A 23,984-nucleotide genomic window follows, 5' to 3' on the forward strand; every position below is an offset into this window, starting at 1 on the left:
GCCGGTGGCCACGGAATCCGCCGGCTTCGGCGACGCGCTGGTCGGCCTCGGCTTCGCGATCTGGACGGACGCTGTTTTTCTGTATGGAGGAAATTGTGCGAACTCTATTTCTCATGTATGGAACTCATGAGAGGTTGAGCCCATGGCAGCACAACAGCGTGGACTTAACGACGGGCCGGTCCTGGTGGTCGGTGGTGGCCCGGTGGGGATGGTGGCCGCCGCCTGGCTGGCCCGGCTCGAGGTGCCGGTCGTCCTGATCGAGGCCGAGGACGAGCCGAAGACCGACTGGCGAGCCTCGACCTTTCACGCGGCGACCCTGGAACTCCTCGACGAACTCGGCGTCTCCGGGCAGATGCACGCCGAGGGCCTGCGCGTGCCGATCTACCACTTCCGGGACCGCACGGAGGGGCTGATAGCCGAGTTCGACTTCCGGCTGTTGGCGGACGAGACGCCGTTCCCCTACCGACTTCAGCTCAATCAGCAGCACCTGGTCCGGATGCTGCACCAGCGGCTGCGCACCACTCCGGGAGTCGAGTTGCGCTTCGGCAGCCGGGTCACCGGAGTGCGGCAGCGGCCCGGCGGCGGGGTGACGGTCTCGCTCGGGACCGCGACCGGGGCCGAGGAGTTGACCGGCTCGTACGTGATCGGCGCCGACGGGGCCGGCAGCACGGTGCGCGGCGCGTTGGGCGTCGCGTTCACCGGCTTCACCTATCCCGAGCGCTTCCTGATCGCCAGCACCTCCGTCGACCTCGCCCAGGTGCTGCCGGGGATCGCCGAGGTCAACTACGTGGCCGATCCCCGCGAGTGGCTCTTCCTGTTGCGCACCCCGGAGTCCTGGCGCGCGGTCTGGCCGGTGCCCGCCGAGCAGAGCGAGGCGGAGGCGCTGCACGAGGACACCCTGCGCCGCCAGTTCCAGGGAGTGGCCCCCCGGGCGGAGGGCTATCCGATCATCGACCGCCAGCTCTACCGGGTCCACCAGCGGGTCGCCGAGACCTTCCGGGTCGGTGACGTGCTGCTGGTCGGGGACGCCGCGCACATCAACAGCCCGATGGGCGGAGTCGGCCTCAACAGCGGCATCCACGACGCGGTCGACCTGGCCCGTCGCATCGGGCGGATCGCGGGGGGCGGCGCCGATGCGGACGCCGAGTTGGACGCCTTCGCCGAACGCCGCCACCGGGTCGCCGTGGAGTACGTCCAGGCCGACACCCAGCGCAACACCGAGCGGCTGATGGAGACCGACGAGACCCGCCGCCGCGCCGCGCACGACGAGATGCGGGCCATCGCGGCCGACCCGGAGCGCGCCCGCCGCTACATGCGTCGGGTCTCGCTGCTGGAGAGCGTGCGCCGCTTCGGGATCGGTCTCCCGCCGGGGAGCAGGCCGGAGCACGCCGGCACTCAGGCGCCCTGACCCACACCCGCGTGTTCGGAACCACCCCCATCAGCCGACGATCTGGAGGCCCGCCATGTCCACCGCCGAGGAGACCCCGGAGGCCCGGGAGGCCCGGGCGTCACAGGAGAGCGACCCGGAGCTGCGTGCCCTCTACCAGGACATCGAAGCCGCCGGGTTGCGACCGCTGTGGACCATCACCGAGCAGCTGCTCACCCCGACGCCCCGGCCCCGGGCGGTGCCCTGGCTCTGGCGTTCCTCGGACCTGCGCCCGCTGGCCGAACGCGCCATCCGGCTGGTTCCGGTGGAGCGTGGCGGGGAGCGCCGGGTGCTGTCGTTGACCAACCCGGGTCTCGGCGGCCGGCCCTACGCGGCCGGCACCCTCTGGGGCGCGCTCCAGTGCCTCGGCCCCCGGGAGACGGCTCCCGCGCACCGGCACACCCCGGGCGCCATCCGCTTCGTCGTCGAGGGCGAGGGGGTGTGGACCACGGTGGACGGTGACGCCTGCGACATGCGCCCCGGCGACCTGGTGCTCACCCCCGGTGGCGCCTGGCACGACCACGCCAACGGCGGGGACGGCCACATGTACTGGTTCGACGGCCTCGATCTGCCGATGATCGAGGCCCTGGACGCGATTTTCTTCGAGCCGCACCCCGAGCTGCGGCAGCCGGTGGTGGGCGAACACAACCGATCCGAGCGGGAGTTCGGGGAGGCCGGCGGCGCGCTTGCCGCCACCATGGTGGCCGGCGCGGTGCGCGGCCCGCTCGACGCGGAGCCGTCCGGGTTGCTGGTCTACCGCTGGGCGGAGACCGACCGGCGGCTCACCGAGCTGGCCGAAGGAAGCGACGAGCCACTGGTCGGCGTGGAGTTCACCAACCCGCGCTCCGGCGCCAGCGTGCTGCCCACCCTCTCCTGCGGCATGCACCGGGTGCGGCCCGGCGGCGGGTCCACCCCCGTGCGGCGCACCGGCAACCGGATCTACGTGGCCTTCCGGGGGGCGGGGCACAGCGTGCTCGACGGGCGCCGCTTCGACTGGACCGCGGGCGACATGTTCGTCGTCCCGTCCTGGACGGCCGAGGAGCACCACAGCGTCGGGGGCGCGGACCTGTTCTCGCTCGGCGACGACCCGGTGCTCCGCGCGCTTGGCGTCTACCGCGAGGAGCGCCTGCCGGCCGCCCAGGAGATCACCGATGTCTTCGGCTGAGTCCGCCGGGGCCACCCGGACCGACCCAGCCGCCCGGCCGATCCAGGCCGCCGAACCGAAGGAGAGCAGGACGACATGAAGCTGGTGATCTTCGACGACCATCGCCTGGGCGTGGTGGAGGGAACGGGGGAGCGGGCGCGGGTGGTCGACGTCACCGACGCGTTGGGCTGGCCGCACGACCCGGACCCGCTGACCTCCGGTTGGTGGCGCCGGCTGTGCCGGGACTTCCCCGAGGCCCGGTCGCGCCTGGCCGCGGCCGCCGCGGCCGGCGAGGGACGGCCGCTCGCCGGGACGCGGCTGCGGGCGCCCGCCGTCAACCCCAGCAAGATCGTGGCCTGCGCCTGCAACTACGCCGACCACGTGGCCGAGATGCACGGGGTCCAGGAGCGCACCCTGGGCGGCGTGGAGTCCTGGATGATGAACTTCGACGTCTTCCTGAAGTCGCCGTCCTCGCTCTCCGGCCCCGCCGACGACATCGTGCTCCCGGCGGAGATCGTCGCCGCGGGGCAGGAGATCCACCACGAGTCGGAGTTGGTGATCGTGGTGGGTCGGGGCGGCCGTGACATCCCGGAGGAGCGGGCGCTCGACCATGTCCTGGGCTACACGCTCGGGCTGGACATCACGGTGCGCTCGGCGGCCGACCGCTCCCGCCGCAAGAGCTATGACACCTTCAGCCCGCTCGGCCCGGTGCTGGTCACCGCCGACGAGATCGGCGACCCCGGCGCCCTGGAGATCCGGCTGGACGTCAACGGCGGCGAACGGCAACACGTCAACACCCGGGACCTGTTGACGCCGGTGCCGGCGATCGTCTCCTACGCCTCGCACATGATGACGTTGCTCCCCGGCGATCTGATCTTCACCGGCGCGCCGCCCGGCGTGGGGGCCATCGAGCCGGGTGACACCGTGCACGCGTCGATCGCCGGGGTGGGCGCGATGACCCTCGCCGTCCGGCAGGGCTGACCGCGCCTCGGGGGTCCCGGCCGGAAGTTCCCTTACCGCCCGGGACCCCTCATCGGAAAAGAAGTGGGCTAGAATTCTTTCATGTCGAATGATGCTCCCGGGGTGCGCCGGGCCACCGCCCCGTCGAGCGGCGCCGGTTCTGGCATCAGCTCCGTGGACAACGCCCTGCGGCTCCTCGAACTGATCGGGGAGCGGCAGGCGCTGCGCGTCTCGGAGGCCGCCGACGATCTGGGGGTCGCTCCCTCCACCGCGCACCGGCTGCTCAACGCGCTGCGCCGGCGCGGTTTCGTGCTCCAGGACAAGCCCAACACCGCCTACCGGCCCGGTCCTGTGCTCAACGAGATCGGGCTGGCCGCCATCGGCCGGGTCGACATCCGGCAGGTGGCCAGGCCGGTGCTCGAGGACGTCAGGGACCACACCGAGGAGACGGTCAGCCTCTCGCTGCTCGAGGGGCGCAACGTCCGGTTCATCGACTGCGTGGAGAGTCCCCGCGCGGTCCGGGTCGGCAACCGCACCGGGGTGGTGCTGCCGGCGCACTGCACCGCCGCCGGCAAGGCGATCCTGGCCGCCATGCCCGAGTCCGAGTTGGCCCGCCGGTTCGCGGACGCCGAGCTGGTCACCCGCACCGAGTTCTCGGTCACCGAATGGCCCAGGCTGGCGGCCGAGTTGGCCGAGATCCGGCGGCTCGGCTACGCGGTCAACATCGAGGAGGGCGAGCTGGGCATCTCCGCCGTGGCCGCCGTCCTCCGGGACCGGGCCGGCACCCCGCTGGCCTCGGTGGCGGTCGTGGTCCCGGCGCACCGCCTCGCCGCCAGGGAGCAGGCGGGGCGGTTGGCCGAGCGGCTGCTGGTCGCCAGGGACCAGCTCCAGGAGACGCTGCGCGGGCAGCTCACCTGACCCCGTGCGCGGCGGGTCAGTCCGCCACCGCGCGTTCGTAGTCCAGGTCTGCGTCGGTGAGCCCGATCTCCCGCATCACCGCGTGGATGGTCTCGATCGACTCCCGGTCGTTGCCGCCGCGCCAGACCGGCAGGTTCATCCGGCCGGCCAGCTCGGGTGACAGGTCGCTGATCTCGGGCAGCGCCTCGCGGAAGGCCGCCGGGTCCTCGGCCACCGAACGCGCCGTCCGCTCGACGCCGGCCCGGAACGCCGCCACCAGCTCGGGGTCGTCCGCCACCCGGTCCGAGGTCATCAGATAGGTGCCGATCTGCAACCCGGGCCGGGTGTTGACATAGGGGCTGGCGAGTACCCGAAGACCCTGCGACCGGCCGATGGAGGCGAACGGCTCGATCAGCACGCCGGCGTCCACGTCCCCGCGATCGATGGCCGCCGGGATGTCAGGCAACGGCATCTCCACGAAGCGGACGTCGTCGTTGGAGAGCCCCGCCTCGGTCAGCACCGAGTTGACCACCACGTCATTGATGTTCTGGAGCGAGTTGACCGCGATCCTGGTCCCGTCCAGATCCTCGGGAGAGGCGATCGGGCTGTCCTCGGGGACCACCAGCGAGGCGAAGTCCTCCGCCGGGTCCTGCGCGGTGGAGGTGCCGGCCGCCACCATCTGGATCGGCATCCGCCGCCCCATCGCGATCATCGCCGACACCACGTTGGAGCCGGCCACGTCGATGTCGCCGCTGAGCAGCGCGGGGATCACCGTCGCGCCACCGCTGGACGGGCTCACCCTCAGGTCGACGCCCTCGTCGGCGAAGTAGCCCCGGGACACCCCGTAGGCCAGGAACGAGGACGGCACGCCTGCGGTCTCCGAGACCACCAGGGTGTCGCCGTCCCCGCCGCCCGAGACGTCGGCCCCCGACAGGTCGCCCCCGTAGTCGCTACAGGCCGCCGTACCGAGCACCAGAAGACCGGCGAGCGTCCCGGCCGCCGCGCGTCTCCGGCCTCGCCGCCGGCTCACGCCGCCACCTTCCCGCCGTCGATCGCGGCGAACAGCTCACCGCGCAGCCGGGCGAACTCCGGGTTCTCCTTGGTGCGCACCTGGTCCCTGGGACGCGGCAGGTTCACCGTCACCTCGTGGCCCACGGTGGCCGGCGGACGCAGCACGAGCACCCGGTCGGCGAGGTAGATCGCCTCGTCGATGTCGTGGGTGACGAAGAGCACCGTCGTCTCGTAGCGCTCCCAGACCCGGAGCAGCAGATCCTCGAGGCCGGACCTGGTCTGGGCGTCCACCGAGGCGAACGGCTCGTCCATCAGCAGGATCCTGGGCCGGTAGGCCAGCGCCCTGGCGATGGCCACCCGCTGCTGCATGCCCCCGGAGAGCTGCCAGGGGAAGCGGTCGCCCCGGTCGGCCAGGCCCACCGCGTCCAGCGCCTCCTCGGTCAGCGCCGCGGCCTCCCGGCGGTCGATCCCCTTGTAGCGCAGCGGAAAGGCGATGTTGCGGCGGACCGTCATCCAGGGCAGCAGCGAGCGGCTGTAGTCCTGGAAGACGAAGGCCATGTCCTTGGGCGGCCCCGTCACCGGCTCGCCGCGCAGCGTGATCTCGCCCGAGGTGGAGGGGAGCAGGCCGGACAGACACCGCAGCATCGTGGTCTTGCCACACCCGGAGGAGCCCAGGACGCAGACGAACTCCCGGTCCTCCACGGTGAAGTCGAGGTCCGCCACGGCCGGCGCCGCGCTCGGGTCGGGGCCGTAGACCTTCCGCAGATGGGAAACGTTGAGCATCAGACTTCTCCGTCGGACGAGGGGGCGGCGGAACGCGCCGACCGCTTGGTGGTTCCGGTCTTCCCGGCGGCGGCGGCCGGCGAGGCCAGGCCCTTGAGGCCGAAGTGCCAGGCCAGCACCCGGCGTTCCAGGCGCTGGAAGAGCCAGTTGAGGACGTAGCCGAGCACCCCGAGCAGGATGATCCCCGTCCACATCTCGGGGATGGCGAAGGAGCGCTGCTGCTCCAGCACGAAGTAGCCGAGACCGTTGCTGCTGGCCACCATCTCGGAGACCACCATCAGGATGATCGCGATGGCCAACGAGGTGCGCATCCCGGCGAAGATCCGCGGGGCCGCGCCCGGCAGGATGATCCGCAGCACCCGGGCGCCCAGCGGGATGTGGTAGGCGCGGGCCATGTCCAGTTGCTGGCCGTCGACCCCCCGCACCCCGTCGATGGTGTTCAGCAGGATCGGCCAGACCGCGCCCAGCACGATCACGAAGATCTTGGAGCTGTCGCCGGAGCCGAAGAGCAGCAGCGAGAACGGGATCAGCGCCGGGGCCGGCAGCGCCCGCAGGAACTCCACCACCGGCTCGGCGGCGGTGCGCAGCATCCTGGACATGCCCAGCACCAGGCCGAGTGCCACGCCGAGGACGACCGAGGCCAGATAGCCGGCCGACATCCGCAGCAGCGAGGGCAGCAGGTCGCTGCCCACCCGGTCGAAGAGCCACAACTCGCGGAAGTACTGGAGGATCTCGCTCAGCGGCGGGAAGTAGAAGCTCTGCGCCCGGGCCGTCCACAGGCCGTAGCCGACCAGCAGGGCGGCGGGCAGCGCCAGCTCCAGCAGGAACCCGAGGGCGCGGCGGTTCACTGGGCCACCTCCTGGCGCTGCGACGGGTGCCACTTCAGCAGCCGACGCTCGACGGACTGGAAGGCGCTGTTGAGCAGCCAACCGACCAGTCCCGTGACGATGATCAGGGCGTACATCCGCGGCAGGTTGGCGTTGGACTGGGCCACCACGATCGACTGCCCGAGGCCGGGCGCGCCCACCACCAGTTCGGCGGTCACCGCCAACACCAGCGCGATGGCGGAGGAGATCCGCAGCCCGGTGGCGATGTAGGGGGCGGCGCTCGGCAGGGTGACCCGGAAGAACGTGGCGGTCGGCGGCAGTCCGTAGGACCTGGCGGTGTCCCGCACCACCGGGTCCACGTCCTGCACCCCGTAGATCACCTGGAGCAGGATCGGCCAGAAGGTGACGAAGACGATCAGGAAGACCTTCATCTCCAGGCCGACGCCGTAGACCAGTACCGCCAGCGGGATCAGCGCCACGGAGGGCACCGGGCGGCAGAACTCGATGACCACCCGGGCCGCCCGGTACGCGGTCCGGTTCGAGCCCAGCAGGATGCCGCAGGGCACGGCGAGCAGGGTGGCCAGCGCCAGCCCCAGGGCCCAGCCGCTCAACGTGCGGCCTGTCTCCGTCCAGAGCGGATGCCCGGCGGCCAGCTTGAACAGCTCCGCGTAGGTCTCGGTGATCGGCGGGAACCAGCCGCGGGAGAGCAGCCCGATGCGCGAACAGACCTCCAACGCCAGGAGCACCACGAGCACCCCGGCGATCTTCAGCCCGAGGTCCCGCACCCAGCGTCGGCCGAGAAGGCGCGCCACGCGTCCTGAGCGGTCCGCCGGATGTGCCCGAGACATCCCCTGTGGAGCGCTTGTGACCGTTGCGGTCCCTTCGAGGCTCATGACATGACAGAGGTAGTTTCGGACCAGCTCATGGCGACTCCTTCGTGCTTGAACGGGGTGCCCTGCAAGTTACGACCTGTTTCCGCATACAGCAATACGTTCGCTTGAACTTCCCTCTATAGGAAAAATCGGCGGTCGGAGGGCCCGCCGCGCGCCCCCGGGGCGGGTGCTCCGGAATCCGGCGTGATCAGGGGATTTGTCAGTGCTCGGCGGTAAACTTGGAGCAGTGTTCGAGAGAGTTGTCCGGAGCGATCCGGCGCTCTCGACAGCGACAGGAGGACCCCTGTGATGGCTGCCGCACTCACCTCGACGCCCGCGCTGTTCGACCTTCCGTACGCCCCGCTCGCGAAGGCGCCGCTGCCCGCCGGGCAGCCGCGTGAGTGGTACATCGCCCACAACCGCAGGCTCAAGGCCATGCGCCTGGCCATCGCCCTGCTCGACTCCGGCGTCCGCACCCCGCTCCAGGCACGCGACCGCGTCATACGGGACACCGCGGCGCTCATCGGCATCCACCCGCCGTCCACCACCACCTGCCACATGGTGCGGGCCCTGATGAGCTACACGCGCTGAGGGGCGTGGCCGGGGCGGGCGTCTATAGGATCAACCCGCCCCGGGCTGCGGGGTGTTGCTGCGACGATCGGTGGCTTGTGATGGACGACTTCCTGGCGGAAGCGGTCGGCGAGGTGCTCGACGAGACGGAGGACGCCCTGGAGGACGTCGGCGTCGACGTGGAGATCGACGGCGACTGAACCCTGACCCGACAGTCGGCCCCCGCCGCGCGCCGCGGCGGGGGCCGACCGCGGGGCGCTCGGCGACGCGGCCGGCGCGCCTCACCGCTGTCAGGGGATCGGCGGAGGCTGTGCCCGGTCGGCGGCGCCCGGCAGGAAGTAGGATTCCCCACGTCAGAGGGATGGATGAGCTGTCAACGACCTCGTTACACTCCCTCCATGAACGCGACGCCTCGCTGGCTGACCTCGGAGCAGAAGGCCGCCTGGGACAGCTTCATCCGCATGCAGGAGACGCTCATCGGGCGACTCTCCCGCCTGGTCCAGGCCGACTCCGGGATGTCCGCCTCCGACTACATCGTGTTGGTCGGTCTCACCGAACGCGGCGGCGGGCGAATGCGCTTCCTGGAGCTGGCCAAGTCGGTGGAGTGGGAGAAGAGTCGCATGTCCCACCAGGTCACGCGGATGGCGAAGCGCGGACTTGTGGCCAGGGAGGAATGTCCCGACGACGGGCGCGGCGCGTTCATCGTCGCCACCCCGGCCGGCTACGAGGCGATCGAGAATGCCGCGCCCATGCACGTCGAACACGTCCGCCGGCTGTTCATCGAGGCCCTCACCCAGGAGGAACTCGACACGCTCGCCCGGATCTCGAACCGCGTTCTCGCGCATATGGAGAAGCAGCCCGACTGACCCGGAGCGAGGCGGCGCCACTCAGGCCAGGACGAAGCTCAGGAGCGCCTTGTTGACCTGGTCGGCGTGGGTCCACAGCAGGCCGTGCGGGGCGCCTTCGATCTCGACGTACTCCGCCTCGGGGAACATCTCGTGGAACGGGCGGCCCGTGGCGTCGATGGGGAGGATGTTGTCCTTGGTCCCGTGCAGGATCAGGGCGGGCTTGCCGGCGGCGCGCACGGCGGCGACGTCCTCGCGGAAGTCCTCGATCCAGCTGGGCACCACCGCGTAGGCGGCCACCGGCGCGCTGCGGGTGGCGGTGTTCCAGCTGGCGGTGACCGCCTCCTGGCTGATGCGCGAGCCGAGGGTCTCGTCGAGGTTGTAGAAGTCGCTGAAGAACTGCGTGAACCAGGCGTACCTGTCGGTGCGGGCCGCCTTGGAGATGTCGTCGAAGACGGACCGCGGCACGCCGGTCGGGTTGTCGTCGGCCGCCACGAGGAACGGCTCGAGCGAGGCGAGGAACGCCAGCTTCGCGACGCGCTCGTGACCGTGGTTCCTCACGTAGCGCGCCAACTCGCCGGTGCCCATGGAGAAGCCGACCAGGATCACGTCGCGCAGGTCGAGGGAGTCGAGCAGGGCGTTCAGGTCGGCCGCGAAGGTGTCGTAGTCGTAGCCGGTGCCGACCTTGCTCGACTGCCCGAAGCCGCGGCGGTCGTAGGTGATGACGCGGTAGCCGGCGGCGATCAGCTCGCGCGACTGGAGTTCCCAGCTGTCGCCGTCCAGCGGGTAGCCGTGGATGAGGACGACCGGCTGCCCGGTCCCGTGGTCCTCGTAGTAGATCTCGGTGGTGGTGCTGTTCTCGTTGCCGACCGCTATGTATCCCATGGTTCCGATTCCCTCTGTGCGGTGGTGACCCCGGATCCGGGGTCGCGTTCGGACGCCGCTGACCTGCCCGCTCGGTGTCAGACCATCGGGTTGCCGCTGACGGTCGCCTCGGGGGAGGTGAGGTCCTGGATCACGTCCCAGTGCTCGACGATGCGGCCGTTTTCCAGCCGGAAGACGTCGACGATGACGACGGGGTTCGGCGCCCAGCCGTGGACGATGCTGTGGGTGAACACGAGGTCGCCCTGTGCGGCGATCCGCTGCGGCTCCCACGAGAAGCCCTCCAGGCCCGGCACCACGGCACGGAGCGTGTCCAGACCGTTGGGCATCCGGGGGCTGTGCTGCACGTAGGGTTCGGCCCAGTACCGGTCGAGCGCGGTGACGTCCTTCTCGGCGAAGAGCTCCCGCATGGCGGTGAGCACGATCTCGGTATTGCTGGTCATGGTCATGCTTTCTTGATGGTTCCGACGAAGTGGTACAGCGTGCCGCCCGCGGTCACGTGGGAATTGCCTCAACCCCCGGCCACCGGGGACGGGTTGCCGGAGCATCCGGCAACCCGTCAGAGAATGCCGCGCGGTTCCGACCACTCGCCGTTGACGCCGAGGCCCGATACGGAGGGAGCCGGCGCGGTGGTCATGTCAGGCGCGGTCGGTGGCGAGGAGCTGCGTCTCCCAGGCGTAGGCCACGCCGGTGGCACCGCCGTGCTGCACCATGATCTCGGTGGTGCCCGCGATGGTCTTCTCGCGGGCCCAGTCGCGCTGCCACTCGCTCATCACGGCCAGCCAGGTGATCGGGGTGACGCCGGCCTGGACCATGCGCCGCACGGCCATGTCGTGGCCCTCCTTCGTGCCACTGCCCGAGGCGTCGGTGACGGCGTAGACCTCGAAGCCCTCACCCGCGGCCTGGATGGCCGGCATCGCCACACAGACCTCCGTCCAGAGGCCGGCGATGATCAGCTTCTTGCGTCCGGTCGCCTTGACGGCGTCCACGACGCGCTGGTCCTCCCAGGTGTTGATGAGGGTCCTGTTGATCGGCTTCTGCTCCGGGAACACGTCCTGCACACCCTGGAGGAGGAGGCCGCCCCGCTCCTCCAGGACGGTCGTCAGGATGGTCGGGACGTCGAACACCTTGGCGGCCTTGGCGAGGCCGACGACGTTGTTGACGATCATCGTCGGTTCGTGGCTGTTCAGGTTGGCGAACTGGAACGGCTGGTGGTCGATCAGCGCCAGGACGCTCTCCTCGGGCGTCAGCAACGCGTCGAGGCCGGCCTTCTTCTCAGTGCTCATGGGATTCCTCTTCCAGGGCTTCGCGTCCACGGGGCCTCGGACGGTGCATCGAGATCTCGATGCCCGCGGCGACCGGCTGAGGGCTGGTCAGCTGGCGTCCCCACCGGTTTGGTTGACGCGACACCCACATTAGGTACCGGTAGTTGAGCTGTCAACCAGTGCCTCGAGTCGCTGCGTCGCCGGGGTGCCTGGCGGGTGCCTGGCGGGTGGGTGGCGGGCGAACAGCGCTGCCCGCGAGGTCAGTTGGCGCGGGCCAGGGCGATGTTGGTCGAGCCGCGCTGCCCGGCCTCGTAGAACATGTGCAGCCGTCCGTCCACCTCGACGAACGACGGTGCGGCGGCCCGCCCGTCGTCCGGCGCGCCCGACCGGGCGTCGTAGAGCACGCCGAGGTGGTCCTCGCGGTCGAAGCCGGTGCCGACCCGGGCGACATGGATGTTCCCGGTGCCGGAGTGGTACACCACGTGCCCGCCGCCGTTCCGCGACCAGTAGTGCGCGCCGGAGAGCTGGCCGCCCTCGCCCGCCCTCGGCGAGATCAGCGGGTCCGGCTTGACCTGCCAGCCGGAGGTCAGCGACTGCGACCAGCCGAGGTAGATCTTGCGGGTGCCGCCGTGGTTGCCCATGAAGAGCATGATGTACATGCCCGACCGGGTCGGGTGCGGGAAGACCCGGGCGTAGGACGTCTCGCTGACGCCCGGCAGCAGGTAGGTGCCCACCACCCTGTTGTGGTACTGGAAGCTGCGCCCGTCGGCCGAACTCGCCACCCTGGTCGTGTGGTTCTCGCCGTGGAAGAACAGGTAGATCCTGCGGTCCGCCGGGTTCCAGAAGGCGTCAGGGCTCGAGACGTGGGAGACGTCGAAGCTGGCCCAGGTGCGGGGAATGACCGGGTTGTTCGGGTACTCCCGCCAGGGGCCGGTGACCGTGTCGGCGTAGGCCAGGCAGATCCCGCCGGGTGGGTCGTGCGGCGCGTAGTACATGTACCAGCGGCCCAGCGGGTTGGCGATGCGGCCGGCGACATGGCGGACGGACGGGAAGATCAGCTCGTTGGTCGGGTTGTATCTCAGCTGGCTCTTGTCGAGCGCCTGGCCGTAGTAGCCGAAGGTCGGGAAGCCGGGCACCGCCGCCTGAGCGGTGGCGCCCCCGGCGAGGGACAGCAGTCCGCCGGCCGCCGTCGCGGTGCCGAGCGCGGCGGTGCCGAGCGCGGCGGTGCCGCGCAGCAGTCCGCGGCGGCTCACGGGGGTGGTGGGGGAGTGACTCAGGTCGTCCGTCACGGTGACTCCAGAGGGGGATGCGACGAGGCGGGAAGCCGATGGCAGCAAAGCTTCGAGGCGGCTCGGAGCAGCGTCAAGGTGGTAATACGAATTACCACCTTGACGGCCCTCGGCCGGAAACGCAGCATGACGACGGAACGCACCGCCACCTCGAGAGGAGACGGCCGTGACCGGACCCCGCCGCCGGGTGACCCAGCAGGACATCGCCCGGATCAGCGGGGTCAGCCAGACCACGGTCTCCCTGGTGCTGAACAACCGGCTCGACGCCGGGGTGCGGATAGCGCCGGAGACCAGGCAACGGGTGCTGGAGGCCATCGCCGAGACCGGCTACGTCGCCGACCCGGTGGCCAGGCGCATGGTCGCCAGGCGCAACCGGATCATCGGCGTCTTCACGTATGAGGCGGTCTTCCCCGGCGGTACCCGGGACTTCTACCAGCCCTTCCTGGCGGGCATCGAGGAGAGCGCGGAACAGCTCGGCTGCGATCTGCTGCTGCTGACCAGCGCCCCGGTCGTGGACGGACGGCGGCGCATCCTCCACGAGGGCAACCGCTTCCGGCTCGCCGACGGCTGCGTCCTGCTCGGCCGGGAGACCGACCGTGGCGAACTGGCCAGGCTGGTGGCCGAGGACTACCCGTTCGTCTCGGTCGGCCGCCGCGCCGACGCCGGCGGCCCGGTCCCCTACGTGGGCGCCGACTACCCGGGGGCGGTCGCCGAACTGGTGGCCAGGGCCGTGGAGTTGGGGCACCGGCGGCTGGCCTATCTGGGCAGCGGCAGCCACACCGAGTCGCGCGGCGACCGGCGGGACGGCTTCACCGCCGCGCTCGCCGCCACCGGCGCCGCGGGCCCGGTGCTGGCCGGCGACACCGCCGGGCTGATCGCCCGGCTGCCGGAGCTGGTCGCCGACGGCGTGACCGCGCTGTTCGTCGAGGAACCGGCCGACTGCCAGCGACTGGCCGACCGGCTGGCCGAACTCGGGCATCCGGTGCCGGCCGGGATCTCCGTCGTGGCGCTGGGCAACCCTCCCCCAGACTCCGTCCGGGGGGACCCCCACGGAGCAGACTCCGTCCGGGGGGACCCCCACGGAGCAGACTCCGTCCGGGGGGACCCCCACGGAGCAGACTCCGTCCGGGGGGACCCCCAGACGGGGCCAGACTCCGTCCGGGGGGAGCCCCATCCGCCGGCCACCGCCGACATCGACTTCACCGGTTTCCGCATCCCCCGCCGGGAGATGGGGCGGCAGGCCATGGAGGTGCTCAGCGCCCTGCTCGAGGGCGTGAGCACCGTGCCGCGGCGCCTGCTCGCCTGCGATATCCACCGGGGCGCCAGCCTCGCGCCGCCGCCCGCTCGGCGGCCGGGCCCGAACGGTTCGGCGGCGCCCCGGGCCCGCGGCTAGGGCCTGTCTTCCGGATCTTCGTGGGGCCGCGACGCCAGCTACGGCACCTCGCTGCGTTACCGAATCGCGCGAATACGGCCAAGTATGAGCTGCGATCCGGCGCCTTGCGCGAAGCGAATGGGGGCACCTCCCGGACGAAGTCTGGGGGAGCACCGCATCTGGGGGTACTCCCCCAAGCACTCCGTGCAGGGGGCACCCCCACCCAGGCCGCCAGGCCTGGGGGAGCCAAGGCCTGATCCACGAAGATCCCAAAGACAGGCCCTAGTTCGGGGCCGCCATGAGGAGGGCGAAGCGGGTGGCCGGGTCGGTCCACCAGTGGCGAACGGTGAAGCCGCCGCGTTCGAGTTCGGCGGTGAGGGCGTCGCGGCGGAACTTGCAGGAGAGCTCCGTGCGCAGGTCCTCGCCCGCGGCGAGGTCGAGCGTGAGGTCGAGGTCGGGGATCTTGACGGTCTGGAGGGCGCGGGAGCGCAGCCGCATCTCGATGCGTTCGAACTCCGGGTTCCACAGGGCGACGTGGTCGAAGAGGTCGGGGTCGAAGTCGGCGCCGAGTTCGCGGTTGAGGACGTGCAGCACGTTCCGGTTGAAGGCGGCGGTGACGCCGGCCGCGTCGTCGTAGGCGCGGACGAGGGTCTCGGGTTCCTTCACCAGGTCGGCGCCGAGCAGCAGCACGTCGTCGCCGCTGAGCGCGCGCGACAGGGTCAGGTAGAAGGCGTGGCGCTGCGGCTCGTCGAAGTTGCCGACGGTGCTGCCGAGGAAGGCCAGCAGGCGTGGGCCGGGCTCGTCGGGCAGCGCGAGGTCGGACTCGAAGTCGGCCACGGTGGCGGAGACCGTGAGCTCCGGGTAGTCGAGACGGATCGCGGTGCCGGCCGCTTCGAGGGCGGGGGCGCTGACGTCCAGGGGGGCGTAGCGGCGCAGTGTGCCGGCGGCGGTCAGGGCGTCGAGCAGCAGTCGGGTCTTGCGGGAGGAGCCGGAGCCCAGCTCGATCAGGGTCGTGGCCCGGGTCAGGGTGGCGATCTCCGGGGCGCGGTGGGTGAGGATCTCCTGTTCCGCGCGCGTCAGGTAGTACTCGGGGAGGTGGGTGATCCGCTCGAACAGGTCGCTGCCCCGCTGGTCGTAGAACCACTTGGGGGACAGGGTGCGCGGTGCCCTGCCGAGGCCGTCGCGTACGTCCGCGTGGAGCGTGGTGGTGAAGTGGTCGGCGGGCAGCCGGTCGTCGAGGGTGAAACCGTGGTCGGTCATGGGGCGTGGTCCCTTGGGGCTTGGGAGCGGGGCGCGCAGGGGGATGATCCGCACGCCGGCGGTCGTGGCCAGGAGCAGCGAGTGGTCGGGGGCTTCCCGCCAGTCGCCAGGGGTGTCGTCGGGTTCCGAGGCGACCAGGGCGGTGGCGGGTCCTGTGCGGTACCACAGGGTGTCGCCCCAGGCGGTGGCGGCGATCGTGTGGCCGTCGGTGAGGAGGAAGTTCAGCCGGGCGGTCGGCCGGGCCGCGCCGACCTGTCGGACCACCGCGGCCAGGGCGCCGGCCGGCGGCTCGCCCCGCCGTAGCCGGCGCGCGATCATGGCCCACAGCACGGCCGAGTCGCTGTGGGTCTCCAGGGCGAGCGCCTCGGCGGCGGTGAGGTCGGTGGGCAGCCGGGTCCAGTCGGGGACGGCGCCGTTGTGGCTGAACAGCCAGCGCCCGTCGCGGAAGGGCGCGGCCGCCGACTCGTCCTGGGTGGTGCCGGCGGTGGCGGAGCGGACCGCGGCCAGCACGGTGCGGCTGGTGATCGTCCTGGCCAGTTCGGGGAAGTTGGCGTCGGCCCAGACGGGCACCGCGCGGCGGTAGCGCGCGGGCCTGGGGAGTCCGGGGTCGCCCTCGGCGCCGCCCGACTGGTCCGGCGCCAGGTCCGGGTACCAGCCGACGCCGAACCCGTCCGCGTTCACCGTGCCGTGCCGCTGTCGCGCGGGCCGCCAGGACTGCTCGTACAGGCCGCGCGGCGGTTCGGTGAGCAACCGCGCGAGGGTCACGGGGGGCCCGACGTAGGCGAGGTGGCGGCACATCAGTCGCGGCCCTCCGCCGCGGCGTCCCTGGCGGTGCGGAAGCCGGCGAAGATCTGCCGCCGGATCGGGAGGTCCCAGTTGCGGAAGGTGCCCCGGCAGGCGACCGGGTCGACGGAGAAGGCGCCGCCGCGCAGCACCCTGTAGTCGGGGCCGAGGAAGACCTCCGAGTACTCCTTGTAGGGGAAGGCGGTGAATCCGGGGTAGGGGGCGAAGTCCGAGGCCGTCCACTCCCAGACGTCGCCGATCAGTTGCCGGGCGCCGCTCGGCGCGGCGCCGGCCGGGTAGCCGCCGACGGGTGCCGGCCCGAGGTGGCGCTGGCCGAGGTTGGCGTGCTCGGGTCCCGGCTCCGCGTCTCCCCAGGGGTAGCGGCGGGAGCGACCGGTGGCGGGGTCGTGCCGGGCCGCCTTCTCCCACTCCGCCTCGGTCGGCAGCCGCCGCCCGGCCCACCTGGCGTACGCGTCCGCCTCGTACCAGCAGACGTGCAGCACGGGCTCGTCGGGGGGAACGGCCTCGGTGACGCCGAACCGGCGGCGCAGCCACCCGCCGCCCTCCCGACGCCAGAACAGCGGCGCCCGGAGCCCGGCCTTCCTGACGTGCCGCCAGCCGTCCGGGGCCCACCAGCGGGGGTCGCGATAGCCGCCGTCGTCGATGAACGCCTGGTAGGCGGCGTTGCTGACGGGCACCGTGTCAAGCCAGAACGCGGGGACGTCCACGGTGTGGTGGGGGCGTTCGTTGTCGAGCGCCCACGGGTCGGTACTGGTGCCCATCGTGAACGGGCCGCCGGGGACCAGCACCTCGCGGGGCAGCGTGGCCGCGTCGGCGGGCGCCTGGGGCGGCGCCGGTGCCCGGAGGACGGGCGGCCCCTCGCGCAGTTGCAGGGTGGCGAGCATCGTCTCGTCGTGCTGCTGCTCGTGCTGGGCGAGCATGCCGAAGACGAACCCGTTCGCCAGCAGCGGCTCCGGATTGTCGGGCGAGGTGTCGGTGCCGTCGAGCACCTCCCAGGTCGCGGCGCGGACCGCGGCCAGGTAGTCGCGGGCGGCGGCCGGTCCGAGCAACGGCAGGGCGGGGCGGTCGGCGCGGGGGTGCTGGAAGGCGTCGTAGAGCGGGTCGAGGTCGGGACGCAGCCCGGGGCGCCGGCCGGCCGTGCGGACCAGCCACAGGTCCTCCTGGTTGGCGATGTGGGCCAGGTCCCACACCAGGGGCGACATCAGCCGCGAGTGCTGGGCGACGAGGTCGGCTTCGGTGACCCGGTCGGTGAGGCGCAGGGTCCGGCGGCGGGCGGCCTCCAGCGAGGCCCGGGCGGCGGCGGACAAGGTGGTGCCGGACAAGGTGGTGCCGTGGTGAGGATTCGTCATGGCATGCCCTTTCGGACGGGTCACGCGCGGCTGAGCGCGTCCAACTGGTCATGGGCGGGACACCGGCCACGTTCCGGGTAGCGCTCCGCGAAGGAGGTCAGGGCCCGCCGCAGGGCCGCGGGTGCCCCGCGGCGTGCCAGGGCGCTGTCGGCCGCGGCGAAGCAGAGGCGGGCCGCCTTGGCGAGGTCCGGGTCGGCGAGACCGACGCGGGCCGCCCGTCGCCAGACGTCGACGCGGGGAAACGGCTCCGGGTTCCGACACAGCGGTTCGGTGGCCGCGTAGGCGGCGTCCGAGGCGGCGGGGTCGTCGAGGAGGAGGGCCGTCAGCACGGTCGGCACGATCCAGTCGTCGCCGTGCTGCGCGTCGATCATCCGCAACTCGAGCCAGCCGCGCGGTCTGACCGGCGGGAAGAGCGTGCCGAGGTGGTAGTCGAGGTCGGCCCGCGTGGGCGGCCGGAGCCCCGGGACGCCGCCAAGCCAGTCGCGGAGCGTCAGCCCCGGCGGCGCCGACCAGTCACGGCCGTGGGCGCCGCGGACGCACATCACCTTCGCGTCGAGCGCGTAACGGCTCCAGGCCACGCGCGGGTCGGGATGGTGGCGCGGCTGATGGGTGCGGCCGGCGTCCATCCGGAACCAGAGGGCCTGGCGGGTGGACAGCCATCCGGTGGGACGGCCGTCCCGGACGGGGGAGTTGGCGAAGGCGGCGACGAGGACCGGACCGAGACGGTGGGCGAGCTCCCAGCGGGAGCGGTGGCCGGAGACGCCGTCCGAGTCGTCCCCGCAGTCCAGGTTGACCTGCACGGAAGCGGTGCGCCGCATCATCACCCGGCCCCAGGGGCCCTCGCGGTCGAAGAAGCCCTCCATGGCCAGGTACCGGGGATGCCGAAGCACCCGGGGCGGATCGCGGAACGGGTCGAGGCCCCGGCCGACCAGCACGAGGCCCGCCTGCGCCATCGCCTCGCGCAGCACGGTGAGATCGGCGGTCATCGCCTCGACGCACGCGGTGAGTGAAAGGGCCGGCGGGGAGCTGAGCTCTACCTGGCCGCCGGGCTCGCGGCTGAGTGTGCTGCCCCCGGGGAGGGCACCTGGGCCCTCGACCGGCGCGAGGGCCGCATCAAGTCGGTCGACGGATATCGGTAGTCGAGGATCGTGGCGGTCCTGGACCAGCCACTCCGTCTCCACACCCGTCCGCTCGGGTGGGCCGGTCTTGAAGCACACACCACGCACATGTGTCTCCGCCTCCTCGGGGGTCAGCGCGGTCGTCATCGTCCTGCTCCTCTCTCACGGGGTTCACGGCTGGCGTGAATCGGGGCGAGCGGATGCGAGATCGGCCTCACGGCCTCGCACGGCTTCTCGTATACCCACACCGCGTCCGGAATCCCGCTCCCGGTGGTGATCTCCGGTGAGACCGTCGATGGACCACGCATGATGTCGGCATGACCCGCGTGCCGGGCGACTTCCTCGAGCATGTGGATCAGTGCATCGCGCAGTGAGACGGTCGCGCCGTCGAAGAACGCGAACGCGGTGCCTGTGGCGTCGATGTCCAGGATGTACTTGGCCGACTCGTCGGTGGCCACGTGCCAGTCGGACGCCTCCCCGCCCTCGACCTCGAAGGGAAGAGGGACCCCCGCGTGGCCGAACGTGAGCCAGAACCAACCGAGTTCGGCACCGGCCATGCCCAGACCCTAGCGGCCGGGAAGTCCCGTGCACCGGGCACGATTCACGGAAAGTGAACCGGAACCCGAGAAATGGCGGCACCATCTGTGGGATGCTCCCTTCCCTTCAGATCGGCCCGTACACCGTCATCGCGCTCGCCGACGGCGTGGGCCCCTTCTTCTCTCCCAGGTCGGAGGCGTTCCCCGGCGCCTCCGCCGAGCAGTGGGCGGCGGCCGACCGGTTCGATCCCGGCGCGGTCGACGCCGACGGGCGCTGGCGGCTCCGGTTCCGCGCGTTCGCGATCCGCGGCGACCGGGGCGTGACGCTGGTCGACGCGGGGATCGGCCCGGCCGACAGCCCGGCGGCCTCGTGGGCGCCCGTGCCCGGGGTGCTCCCGGCTTCGCTGGCCGCCGCGGGCATCGAACCGTCCGACGTGGACACCGTGGTGCTCACCCACCTCCACACCGACCACGTGGGCTGGGCCGTCGTCGGCGGCGGCGAGCGGGCGCGGCCGTTCTTCCCGAACGCCGGATACCTGTTGCAGCGGGCCGAACTCGACGCGATCGAGGAGATCAACCCGCAGCTGCGGTCCGCCGTGATCGACCCGCTGCGGAAGACCGACCAGCTACGGCTGCTCGACGGCGACACCCCGCTGCGCGGCGGCGAGCGCGTGGTCGCCACACCGGGTCACACGCCAGGGCACCAGAGCGTGCTCGTCGCGGACGGGCGCGAACTGGTCGCCGTCACCGGTGACCTGCTCGTGCACGCGATCCAGCTCCTCCACCCCGAACTCGCCTACGCCCACGAGATGGACCCCGAGCAGGCAAGGGCATCGAGGGAACAGGTGCTCCACGGCCGGGCCACCAGCACCCTCCATCTCGCGACCCCGCACCTGACCGAGCCGTTCATCGCCCGCTGACCGCCGCCCGCCTCAGTCGGGGTGCCCTCGCGGATGCTGCGGACCGCGGTGAGGAGGGAGTCGATCGCCTCCTCGCCGAGTCCCTGGGCGCGGGCCTGTGTCGCCCAGGCGTCGGGGGACGTCTCGACGTACGCGATGCGCCGGCCGATGGTGCGGCCGATGATGTCGACGGCTTCCCTCGTGGTCAGTGCCTCGGGCCCGGAGAGTTCGTGGACCATGCCCTCGTGCTGCCCGGGAGAGGTGAGGATCTCGACGGCCACGGCGGCGATGTCGGCGACGTCGATGAAGTCCTCGGATGCGCCGCCGACGTCGAACCTCTGGAAGCCGCCGGCTCCTATCGCCTCCCTGGCCTGCTGGCCGGTGAAGTTCTGGGCGAAGGAGCCGGGGCGCAGGATGGTCCAGGCCGTGCCGGAGTCCTTCACCGCCTGTTCCAGCGGGGCGACGATGTGACTGCCGCTCAGGCCGGTGCGTCCCGAGAGCAGGACGAGGTGGCGGACCACCACCTTGTGGCCCGACCGAACATTCGGTTAGCGTGCGGCACGGCCAAGTAATCCAGCCAGCCCCCTGCCTGTCAAGAGGTGGATCGCATGCCGCAGTTGAGCCCCCAAGGCCCCGACTTCCTCGCCCGTCACCGCGCACTGCTGGAGCGGGCGGTGGCCGCGGCCGAGCGTCGCGAGCACTGGACCCCGTATCCGGAGTCGCCGAGCAAGTCGGTGTACGGGGAGGACGCCGCGAAGCTCGGCGAGACGGCCTTCCACGAGCAGGTGGGCCGGCCGTTCGAACTGCCGGGCCACCCGGGCGAGTCGCGGGTGTCGCCCGGGGAGCGCTCCCCGTACGGCTTCCCGCTCGACGTCTCCTACCCCCGCCTGGAGCCGGACGCGGCGGTGGCCGCCGCGAAGGCCGCCGTCCCCGGCTGGCGGGACGCCGGGCCCGATGTCCGCGCCGGCGTCGCCGTGGAGATCCTGACCCGGCTGAACGCGGCGAGCTTCGAGATCGCGCACGCCGTGCAGCACACCACAGGTCAGGCCTTCGTGATGGCCTTCCAGGCCGGCGGTCCGCACGCCCAGGACCGGGGTCTCGAGGCGGTCGCCTACGCCTGGGCGGAGCAGAAGCGGCATGTGGAGCGGGCCCGTTGGAGCAAGCCGCAGCGCAAGGGCGGCCCGCTGGTGATGGACAAGCGGTTCACGCCGGTCGGGCGCGGCGTCTCCCTGTTGGTCGCCTGCAACACCTTCCCGACCTGGAACGGCTATCCGGGGCTCTTCGCCTCGCTGGTCACCGGGAACCCGGTCGTGGTCAAGCCGCACGCGGGCGCCGTGCTGCCGCTGGCGATCACCGTGCGCACCGCCCGCGAGGTGCTGGCCGAGGCGGGCTTCGACCCGAACCTCGTGCTGCTGGCCGCCGAGGAGCCCGGGGAGCGGAGCGCGGCCGTCCTCGCGCTCCACCCCGATGTGCGGATCGTCGACTTCACCGGCTCCACGGCGTTCGGCGACTGGCTGGAGGCCAACGCCACGCAGGCCGTCGTCCACACCGAGAAGGCCGGCCTCAACACCGTGGTGCTGGACTCCACCGACGACTACCGCGGCCTGCTGGGCAATCTGGCCTTCTCCTTGGCCCTGTACAGCGGCCAGATGTGCACCACCCCGCAGAACCTCCTCGTCCCCCGGGCGGGCATCGCCACCGACCAGGGCGTGCGCGGCGCCGACGAGTTCGCCGCCGACCTCGCGGCCGCGCTCGACCGGCTGCTGGCCGATCCGGCCCGCGCCGCCGGCACGCTGGGCGCCGTCGTGAACGACGGCGTGCGCGAGCGGCTGGCCGAGGCCGCCGGCGTCGGCCGCACGGTGCGCGCCTCGACGCGGATCGAGGCGCCCGAGCACCCGGAGGCGGACATCCGCACCCCGCTGGTGGCCAGGCTGGACGCGGAGACCGACGGGGAGACGTACACCCGCGAGTGGTTCGGGCCCGTCTCGTTCGTCATCGGCACCGACTCCACCGAGCACAGCCTCGACGTCTTCCGGGAGACGGTGCGCGCGCACGGCGCGCTGACCGCCGCCGTCCACTCCACCAGCGAGGCGGTGCTCGCGGCCGCCGAACAGGCCGCGCTGGAGGCGGGCGTGCACCTGTCCGAGAACCTCACCGGCGGGGTGTTCGTCAACCAGTCCGCCGCCTTCAGCGACTTCCACGGCAGCGCCGCCAACCCGGCGGCCAGCGCCACCCTCTCCGACCCGGCCTTCGTCACCGGCCGCTTCGCCACGCTCCAGTCGCGCCGCCCGGCCCCCGCCGAGGAGCCCACCGATGCCTGACGAGGCCGTCCTGGACGAGGTGTTCCTGGTCGACGGGGCGCGCACCCCGCAGGGCCGCTACGGCTGGGCGCTGGGCGGTGGCGCCGAACTTGCCTACGCCTGCGACCTGCGCATCGCGGGACCCGACGCCGTCTTCGGCAACCCCGAGCCCGGGCTCGGCATCATCGCGGGCGCCGGGGCCTGTTGGCGGCTGCCGGAGTTGGTCGGCGAGTCGATCGCCAAGCAGGTGCTGCTGGCCGGGCGGAACCTCGACGCGCCGGCGGCCCTGGCGGCCGGCCTGGTCATCGACGTCGTGCCGGCCGAGCGGCTGCTGGACGAGGCGCACGCGCTGCTCGACCGGATGGCCAGGGCCTCGGCCACCGCCCTGCGGCTGACGAAGCTCGTCGTCGACGCGCCGGGCGCGCACCCGGTGGCCGACGACCTCGCGCAGGCCGTGCTGTTCGAGGGCCGGGACAAGGAGGAGCGGATGCGGCACTTCTTGGAGAAACGCAGCTTGGAGAAAGGCAGCCCGGAGAAGAGGAGCACACCGTGACCTCACCACCCGCGGTCGTCGGGGTGATCGGCGGCGGCCGGATGGGCGCCGGGATCGCGCAGTCCTTCGCCGTGGTCGGGGCCCGCGTCACCGTCGTGGAGAGCGGCGAGGCGGCCGCCGCCGCGGCCCTCGACCGGGTGGCGACCGGCCTGAAGCGCGCCGCGGAACGGGACCGGCTGCCCGAGCCCGTCGACCGGGTGCTGGCCCGGGTGTCGACGGCGCGGACCGTCGACGAACTGCCGGCGGACGCCGGTCTTGTCGTGGAGGCCGTGCCCGAGGACGCCGCGCTCAAGGCCCGGGTGCTCGCCGCCGCCGAGCGGGCGGTGGGCGCGACCACCGTGCTCGCCACCAACACCAGCTCCCTGTCGGTCACCGAGTTGGCGGCCGCCCTCGCCCGGCCGGGACGCTTCCTCGGCATGCACTTCTTCAACCCGGTGCCGGCCTCCGAGCTGGTCGAGATCGTGGTCGCCCCGGGCACCGACCCGGAGACGGTGCGCGCCGCCCTCGACTGGACCCGGGGCCTCGGCAAGAAGGACGTCGTGGTCAGGGACTCGCCAGGCTTCGCCAGCAGCCGCCTCGGCGTGACCCTGGGCCTCGAGGCGATCCGGATGGTCGAGGAGGGCGTCGCGGAACCCGAGGCCATCGACAACGCCATGCGGCTCGGCTACCGGCACCCGATGGGCCCGCTGCGCCTCACCGACCTCGTCGGGCTCGACGTACGGCTCGCCATCGCCGAGCACCTGCACGCCACCCTCGGCGAACGCTTCGCGCCGCCCCGGCTGCTGCGCGAGAAGGTCGCCCGCGGCGAGTTGGGCCGCAAGACGGGACAGGGGTTCTACCCATGGGAGTGAACAGCGCGCCGTCCACCGCGACGCCGTCCACCGCGACGCCGTCCAGCGAGGGAGAAGCGCAGTGAGGGAGAGAGAGGGAGAGATTCCCAATGACATTGTCAAGCCGGGTCGGTGACGTCCCGTGATGGCGTCATGTCGTTGCGGAGCCGACGCTGGGGATGGTTGCCTCGA

Annotated in this window: 22 protein-coding genes and 3 pseudogenes; 11 read left to right on the forward strand and 14 right to left on the reverse strand. The window is 72.0% G+C overall.

Annotated elements, in window-relative coordinates; all coding sequences use genetic code 11:
* Positions 1 to 142: 142 nt before the first annotated feature.
* The 4 genes from ACYVPE_RS20675 to ACYVPE_RS20690 all read left to right on the forward strand — a co-directional run bounded on the left by ACYVPE_RS20675 (position 143) and on the right by ACYVPE_RS20690 (position 4,448).
* A complete protein-coding gene (locus ACYVPE_RS20675) occupies positions 143 to 1,408 on the forward strand; it encodes an FAD-dependent oxidoreductase (RefSeq protein WP_461035139.1) in 1,266 nt (421 codons plus the stop codon).
* Between the two features lie 55 nt (positions 1,409 to 1,463).
* Positions 1,464 to 2,591 carry a cupin domain-containing protein gene (locus ACYVPE_RS20680; RefSeq protein ID WP_461035140.1) on the forward strand — a complete coding sequence of 376 codons (1,128 nt, stop codon included), beginning with the start codon at positions 1,464 to 1,466 and terminating at the stop codon, positions 2,589 to 2,591.
* 75 nt (positions 2,592 to 2,666) lie between these two features.
* Complete coding sequence (locus ACYVPE_RS20685) at positions 2,667 to 3,551, forward strand: fumarylacetoacetate hydrolase family protein (protein WP_461035141.1); 885 nt, start codon at positions 2,667 to 2,669, stop codon at positions 3,549 to 3,551.
* Positions 3,552 to 3,632: 81 nt separating this feature from the next.
* Positions 3,633 to 4,448 carry an IclR family transcriptional regulator gene (locus ACYVPE_RS20690; RefSeq protein WP_461035142.1) on the forward strand — a complete coding sequence of 272 codons (816 nt, stop codon included), beginning with the start codon at positions 3,633 to 3,635 and terminating at the stop codon, positions 4,446 to 4,448.
* Positions 4,449 to 4,464: 16 nt separating this feature from the next.
* Here ACYVPE_RS20690 and ACYVPE_RS20695 read toward each other — a convergent pair whose 3' ends face one another.
* The 4 genes from ACYVPE_RS20695 to ACYVPE_RS20710 are packed head-to-tail and all read right to left on the reverse strand — an operon-like array spanning position 4,465 to position 7,860.
* The gene (locus ACYVPE_RS20695) at positions 4,465 to 5,457 is read right to left on the reverse strand and encodes an ABC transporter substrate-binding protein (RefSeq protein ID WP_461035143.1); all 993 of its coding nucleotides are present in this window, start codon (positions 5,455 to 5,457) and stop codon (positions 4,465 to 4,467) included.
* A complete protein-coding gene (locus ACYVPE_RS20700) occupies positions 5,454 to 6,221 on the reverse strand; it encodes an ABC transporter ATP-binding protein (protein ID WP_461035144.1) in 768 nt (255 codons plus the stop codon). Before ACYVPE_RS20700 ends, ACYVPE_RS20695 begins: the two co-directional genes overlap by 4 nt.
* Entirely contained in the window at positions 6,221 to 7,069 is an 849-nt protein-coding gene (locus ACYVPE_RS20705; protein ID WP_461035145.1) for an ABC transporter permease, read from the reverse strand. Before ACYVPE_RS20705 ends, ACYVPE_RS20700 begins: the two co-directional genes overlap by 1 nt.
* Positions 7,066 to 7,860, reverse strand: coding sequence for an ABC transporter permease (locus ACYVPE_RS20710; RefSeq protein WP_461035146.1), 795 nt, complete (start codon positions 7,858 to 7,860; stop codon positions 7,066 to 7,068). The genes ACYVPE_RS20705 and ACYVPE_RS20710 overlap by 4 nt, the downstream gene beginning before the upstream one ends.
* 369 nt (positions 7,861 to 8,229) lie before the next feature.
* Between ACYVPE_RS20710 and ACYVPE_RS20715 the strand changes: the two genes are divergently transcribed.
* Positions 8,230 to 8,511: a hypothetical protein gene (locus tag ACYVPE_RS20715; protein WP_461035147.1), complete on the forward strand. Its 282-nt coding sequence runs from the start codon at positions 8,230 to 8,232 to the stop codon at positions 8,509 to 8,511.
* A 377-nt stretch (positions 8,512 to 8,888) separates the two neighbouring features.
* The gene (locus ACYVPE_RS20720) at positions 8,889 to 9,356 is read left to right on the forward strand and encodes a MarR family winged helix-turn-helix transcriptional regulator (RefSeq protein ID WP_461035148.1); all 468 of its coding nucleotides are present in this window, start codon (positions 8,889 to 8,891) and stop codon (positions 9,354 to 9,356) included.
* Between the two features lie 21 nt (positions 9,357 to 9,377).
* On the opposite strand, the gene ACYVPE_RS20725 is transcribed toward ACYVPE_RS20720, so the two are convergent.
* From ACYVPE_RS20725 to ACYVPE_RS20740, 4 genes are all read right to left on the reverse strand, one after another.
* Entirely contained in the window at positions 9,378 to 10,220 is an 843-nt protein-coding gene (locus tag ACYVPE_RS20725) for an alpha/beta fold hydrolase (RefSeq protein WP_461035149.1), read from the reverse strand.
* A gap of 77 nt (positions 10,221 to 10,297) precedes the next feature.
* On the reverse strand, positions 10,298 to 10,660 hold the full coding sequence (locus tag ACYVPE_RS20730; protein ID WP_461035150.1) for a nuclear transport factor 2 family protein: 363 nt from the start codon (positions 10,658 to 10,660) through the stop codon (positions 10,298 to 10,300).
* Positions 10,661 to 10,855: 195 nt separating this feature from the next.
* Positions 10,856 to 11,503, reverse strand: coding sequence for a hydrolase (locus tag ACYVPE_RS20735; protein WP_461035151.1), 648 nt, complete (start codon positions 11,501 to 11,503; stop codon positions 10,856 to 10,858).
* Positions 11,504 to 11,742: 239 nt separating this feature from the next.
* Positions 11,743 to 12,771, reverse strand: a complete 1,029-nt coding sequence (locus ACYVPE_RS20740) for a glycoside hydrolase family protein (protein WP_461035152.1) — start codon at positions 12,769 to 12,771, stop codon at positions 11,743 to 11,745.
* A 166-nt stretch (positions 12,772 to 12,937) separates the two neighbouring features.
* Between ACYVPE_RS20740 and ACYVPE_RS20745 the strand changes: the two genes are divergently transcribed.
* On the forward strand, positions 12,938 to 14,164 hold the full coding sequence (locus ACYVPE_RS20745; protein WP_461035153.1) for a LacI family DNA-binding transcriptional regulator: 1,227 nt from the start codon (positions 12,938 to 12,940) through the stop codon (positions 14,162 to 14,164).
* Between the two features lie 261 nt (positions 14,165 to 14,425).
* On the opposite strand, the gene egtD is transcribed toward ACYVPE_RS20745, so the two are convergent.
* The 5 genes and pseudogenes from egtD to ACYVPE_RS20770 all read right to left on the reverse strand — a co-directional run bounded on the left by egtD (position 14,426) and on the right by ACYVPE_RS20770 (position 19,231).
* Positions 14,426 to 15,403, reverse strand: a complete 978-nt coding sequence (gene egtD, locus ACYVPE_RS20750) for an L-histidine N(alpha)-methyltransferase (RefSeq protein ID WP_461035161.1) — start codon at positions 15,401 to 15,403, stop codon at positions 14,426 to 14,428.
* Between the two features lie 96 nt (positions 15,404 to 15,499).
* Positions 15,500 to 16,201, reverse strand: a pseudogene (egtC, locus tag ACYVPE_RS20755) (ergothioneine biosynthesis protein EgtC); the annotation flags it as partial.
* The gene (gene egtB / locus ACYVPE_RS20760) at positions 16,201 to 17,556 is read right to left on the reverse strand and encodes an ergothioneine biosynthesis protein EgtB (protein WP_461035154.1); all 1,356 of its coding nucleotides are present in this window, start codon (positions 17,554 to 17,556) and stop codon (positions 16,201 to 16,203) included. The gene egtB and the pseudogene egtC, both read right to left, overlap by 1 nt.
* A gap of 20 nt (positions 17,557 to 17,576) precedes the next feature.
* Entirely contained in the window at positions 17,577 to 18,821 is a 1,245-nt protein-coding gene (gene egtA, locus ACYVPE_RS20765; RefSeq protein WP_461035155.1) for an ergothioneine biosynthesis glutamate--cysteine ligase EgtA, read from the reverse strand.
* Positions 18,818 to 19,231: a mycothiol transferase gene (locus ACYVPE_RS20770; RefSeq protein WP_461035156.1), complete on the reverse strand. Its 414-nt coding sequence runs from the start codon at positions 19,229 to 19,231 to the stop codon at positions 18,818 to 18,820. The genes egtA and ACYVPE_RS20770 overlap by 4 nt, the downstream gene beginning before the upstream one ends.
* A gap of 92 nt (positions 19,232 to 19,323) precedes the next feature.
* Between ACYVPE_RS20770 and ACYVPE_RS20775 the strand changes: the two genes are divergently transcribed.
* Positions 19,324 to 20,130: an MBL fold metallo-hydrolase gene (locus tag ACYVPE_RS20775; protein ID WP_461035157.1), complete on the forward strand. Its 807-nt coding sequence runs from the start codon at positions 19,324 to 19,326 to the stop codon at positions 20,128 to 20,130.
* Positions 20,131 to 20,294: 164 nt separating this feature from the next.
* Here the strand turns inward: ACYVPE_RS20775 and ACYVPE_RS20780 are convergent.
* Positions 20,295 to 20,633, reverse strand: a pseudogene (locus ACYVPE_RS20780) (SDR family oxidoreductase); the annotation flags it as partial.
* A gap of 84 nt (positions 20,634 to 20,717) precedes the next feature.
* On the opposite strand from ACYVPE_RS20780, the gene paaN reads away from it, so the two are divergent.
* The 3 genes and pseudogenes from paaN to ACYVPE_RS20795 all read left to right on the forward strand — a co-directional run bounded on the left by paaN (position 20,718) and on the right by ACYVPE_RS20795 (position 23,813).
* Entirely contained in the window at positions 20,718 to 22,430 is a 1,713-nt protein-coding gene (gene paaN, locus ACYVPE_RS20785; RefSeq protein WP_461035158.1) for a phenylacetic acid degradation protein PaaN, read from the forward strand.
* Positions 22,411 to 22,962 (forward strand): annotated as a pseudogene (locus ACYVPE_RS20790) (enoyl-CoA hydratase/isomerase family protein); the annotation flags it as partial. The gene paaN and the pseudogene ACYVPE_RS20790, both read left to right, overlap by 20 nt.
* Complete coding sequence (locus ACYVPE_RS20795; protein ID WP_461035159.1) at positions 22,959 to 23,813, forward strand: 3-hydroxyacyl-CoA dehydrogenase family protein; 855 nt, start codon at positions 22,959 to 22,961, stop codon at positions 23,811 to 23,813. The pseudogene ACYVPE_RS20790 and the gene ACYVPE_RS20795, both read left to right, overlap by 4 nt.
* Positions 23,814 to 23,984 lie beyond the last annotated feature (171 nt).

The sequence above is a fragment of the Streptomyces mayteni genome (genome assembly GCF_054783955.1).

Bases quoted from the DNA above. Each gene is read 5' to 3' on its own strand.
- ACYVPE_RS20675 (WP_461035139.1), top strand. From the start codon at position 143: ATGGCAGCACAACAGCGTGGACTTAACGACGGGCCGGTCCTGGTGGTC.
- ACYVPE_RS20680 (WP_461035140.1), top strand. From the start codon at position 1,464: ATGTCCACCGCCGAGGAGACCCCGGAGGCCCGGGAGGCCCGGGCGTCA.
- ACYVPE_RS20685 (WP_461035141.1), top strand. From the start codon at position 2,667: ATGAAGCTGGTGATCTTCGACGACCATCGCCTGGGCGTGGTGGAGGGA.
- ACYVPE_RS20690 (WP_461035142.1), top strand. From the start codon at position 3,633: ATGTCGAATGATGCTCCCGGGGTGCGCCGGGCCACCGCCCCGTCGAGC.
- ACYVPE_RS20700 (WP_461035144.1), bottom strand. From the start codon at position 6,221: ATGCTCAACGTTTCCCATCTGCGGAAGGTCTACGGCCCCGACCCGAGC.
- ACYVPE_RS20715 (WP_461035147.1), top strand. From the start codon at position 8,230: ATGGCTGCCGCACTCACCTCGACGCCCGCGCTGTTCGACCTTCCGTAC.
- ACYVPE_RS20720 (WP_461035148.1), top strand. From the start codon at position 8,889: ATGAACGCGACGCCTCGCTGGCTGACCTCGGAGCAGAAGGCCGCCTGG.
- ACYVPE_RS20725 (WP_461035149.1), bottom strand. From the start codon at position 10,220: ATGGGATACATAGCGGTCGGCAACGAGAACAGCACCACCACCGAGATC.
- ACYVPE_RS20730 (WP_461035150.1), bottom strand. From the start codon at position 10,660: ATGACCAGCAATACCGAGATCGTGCTCACCGCCATGCGGGAGCTCTTC.
- ACYVPE_RS20735 (WP_461035151.1), bottom strand. From the start codon at position 11,503: ATGAGCACTGAGAAGAAGGCCGGCCTCGACGCGTTGCTGACGCCCGAG.
- egtD (WP_461035161.1), bottom strand. From the start codon at position 15,403: ATGACCGACCACGGTTTCACCCTCGACGACCGGCTGCCCGCCGACCAC.
- egtB (WP_461035154.1), bottom strand. From the start codon at position 17,556: ATGACGAATCCTCACCACGGCACCACCTTGTCCGGCACCACCTTGTCC.
- egtA (WP_461035155.1), bottom strand. From the start codon at position 18,821: ATGACGACCGCGCTGACCCCCGAGGAGGCGGAGACACATGTGCGTGGT.
- ACYVPE_RS20770 (WP_461035156.1), bottom strand. From the start codon at position 19,231: ATGGCCGGTGCCGAACTCGGTTGGTTCTGGCTCACGTTCGGCCACGCG.
- ACYVPE_RS20775 (WP_461035157.1), top strand. From the start codon at position 19,324: ATGCTCCCTTCCCTTCAGATCGGCCCGTACACCGTCATCGCGCTCGCC.
- paaN (WP_461035158.1), top strand. From the start codon at position 20,718: ATGCCGCAGTTGAGCCCCCAAGGCCCCGACTTCCTCGCCCGTCACCGC.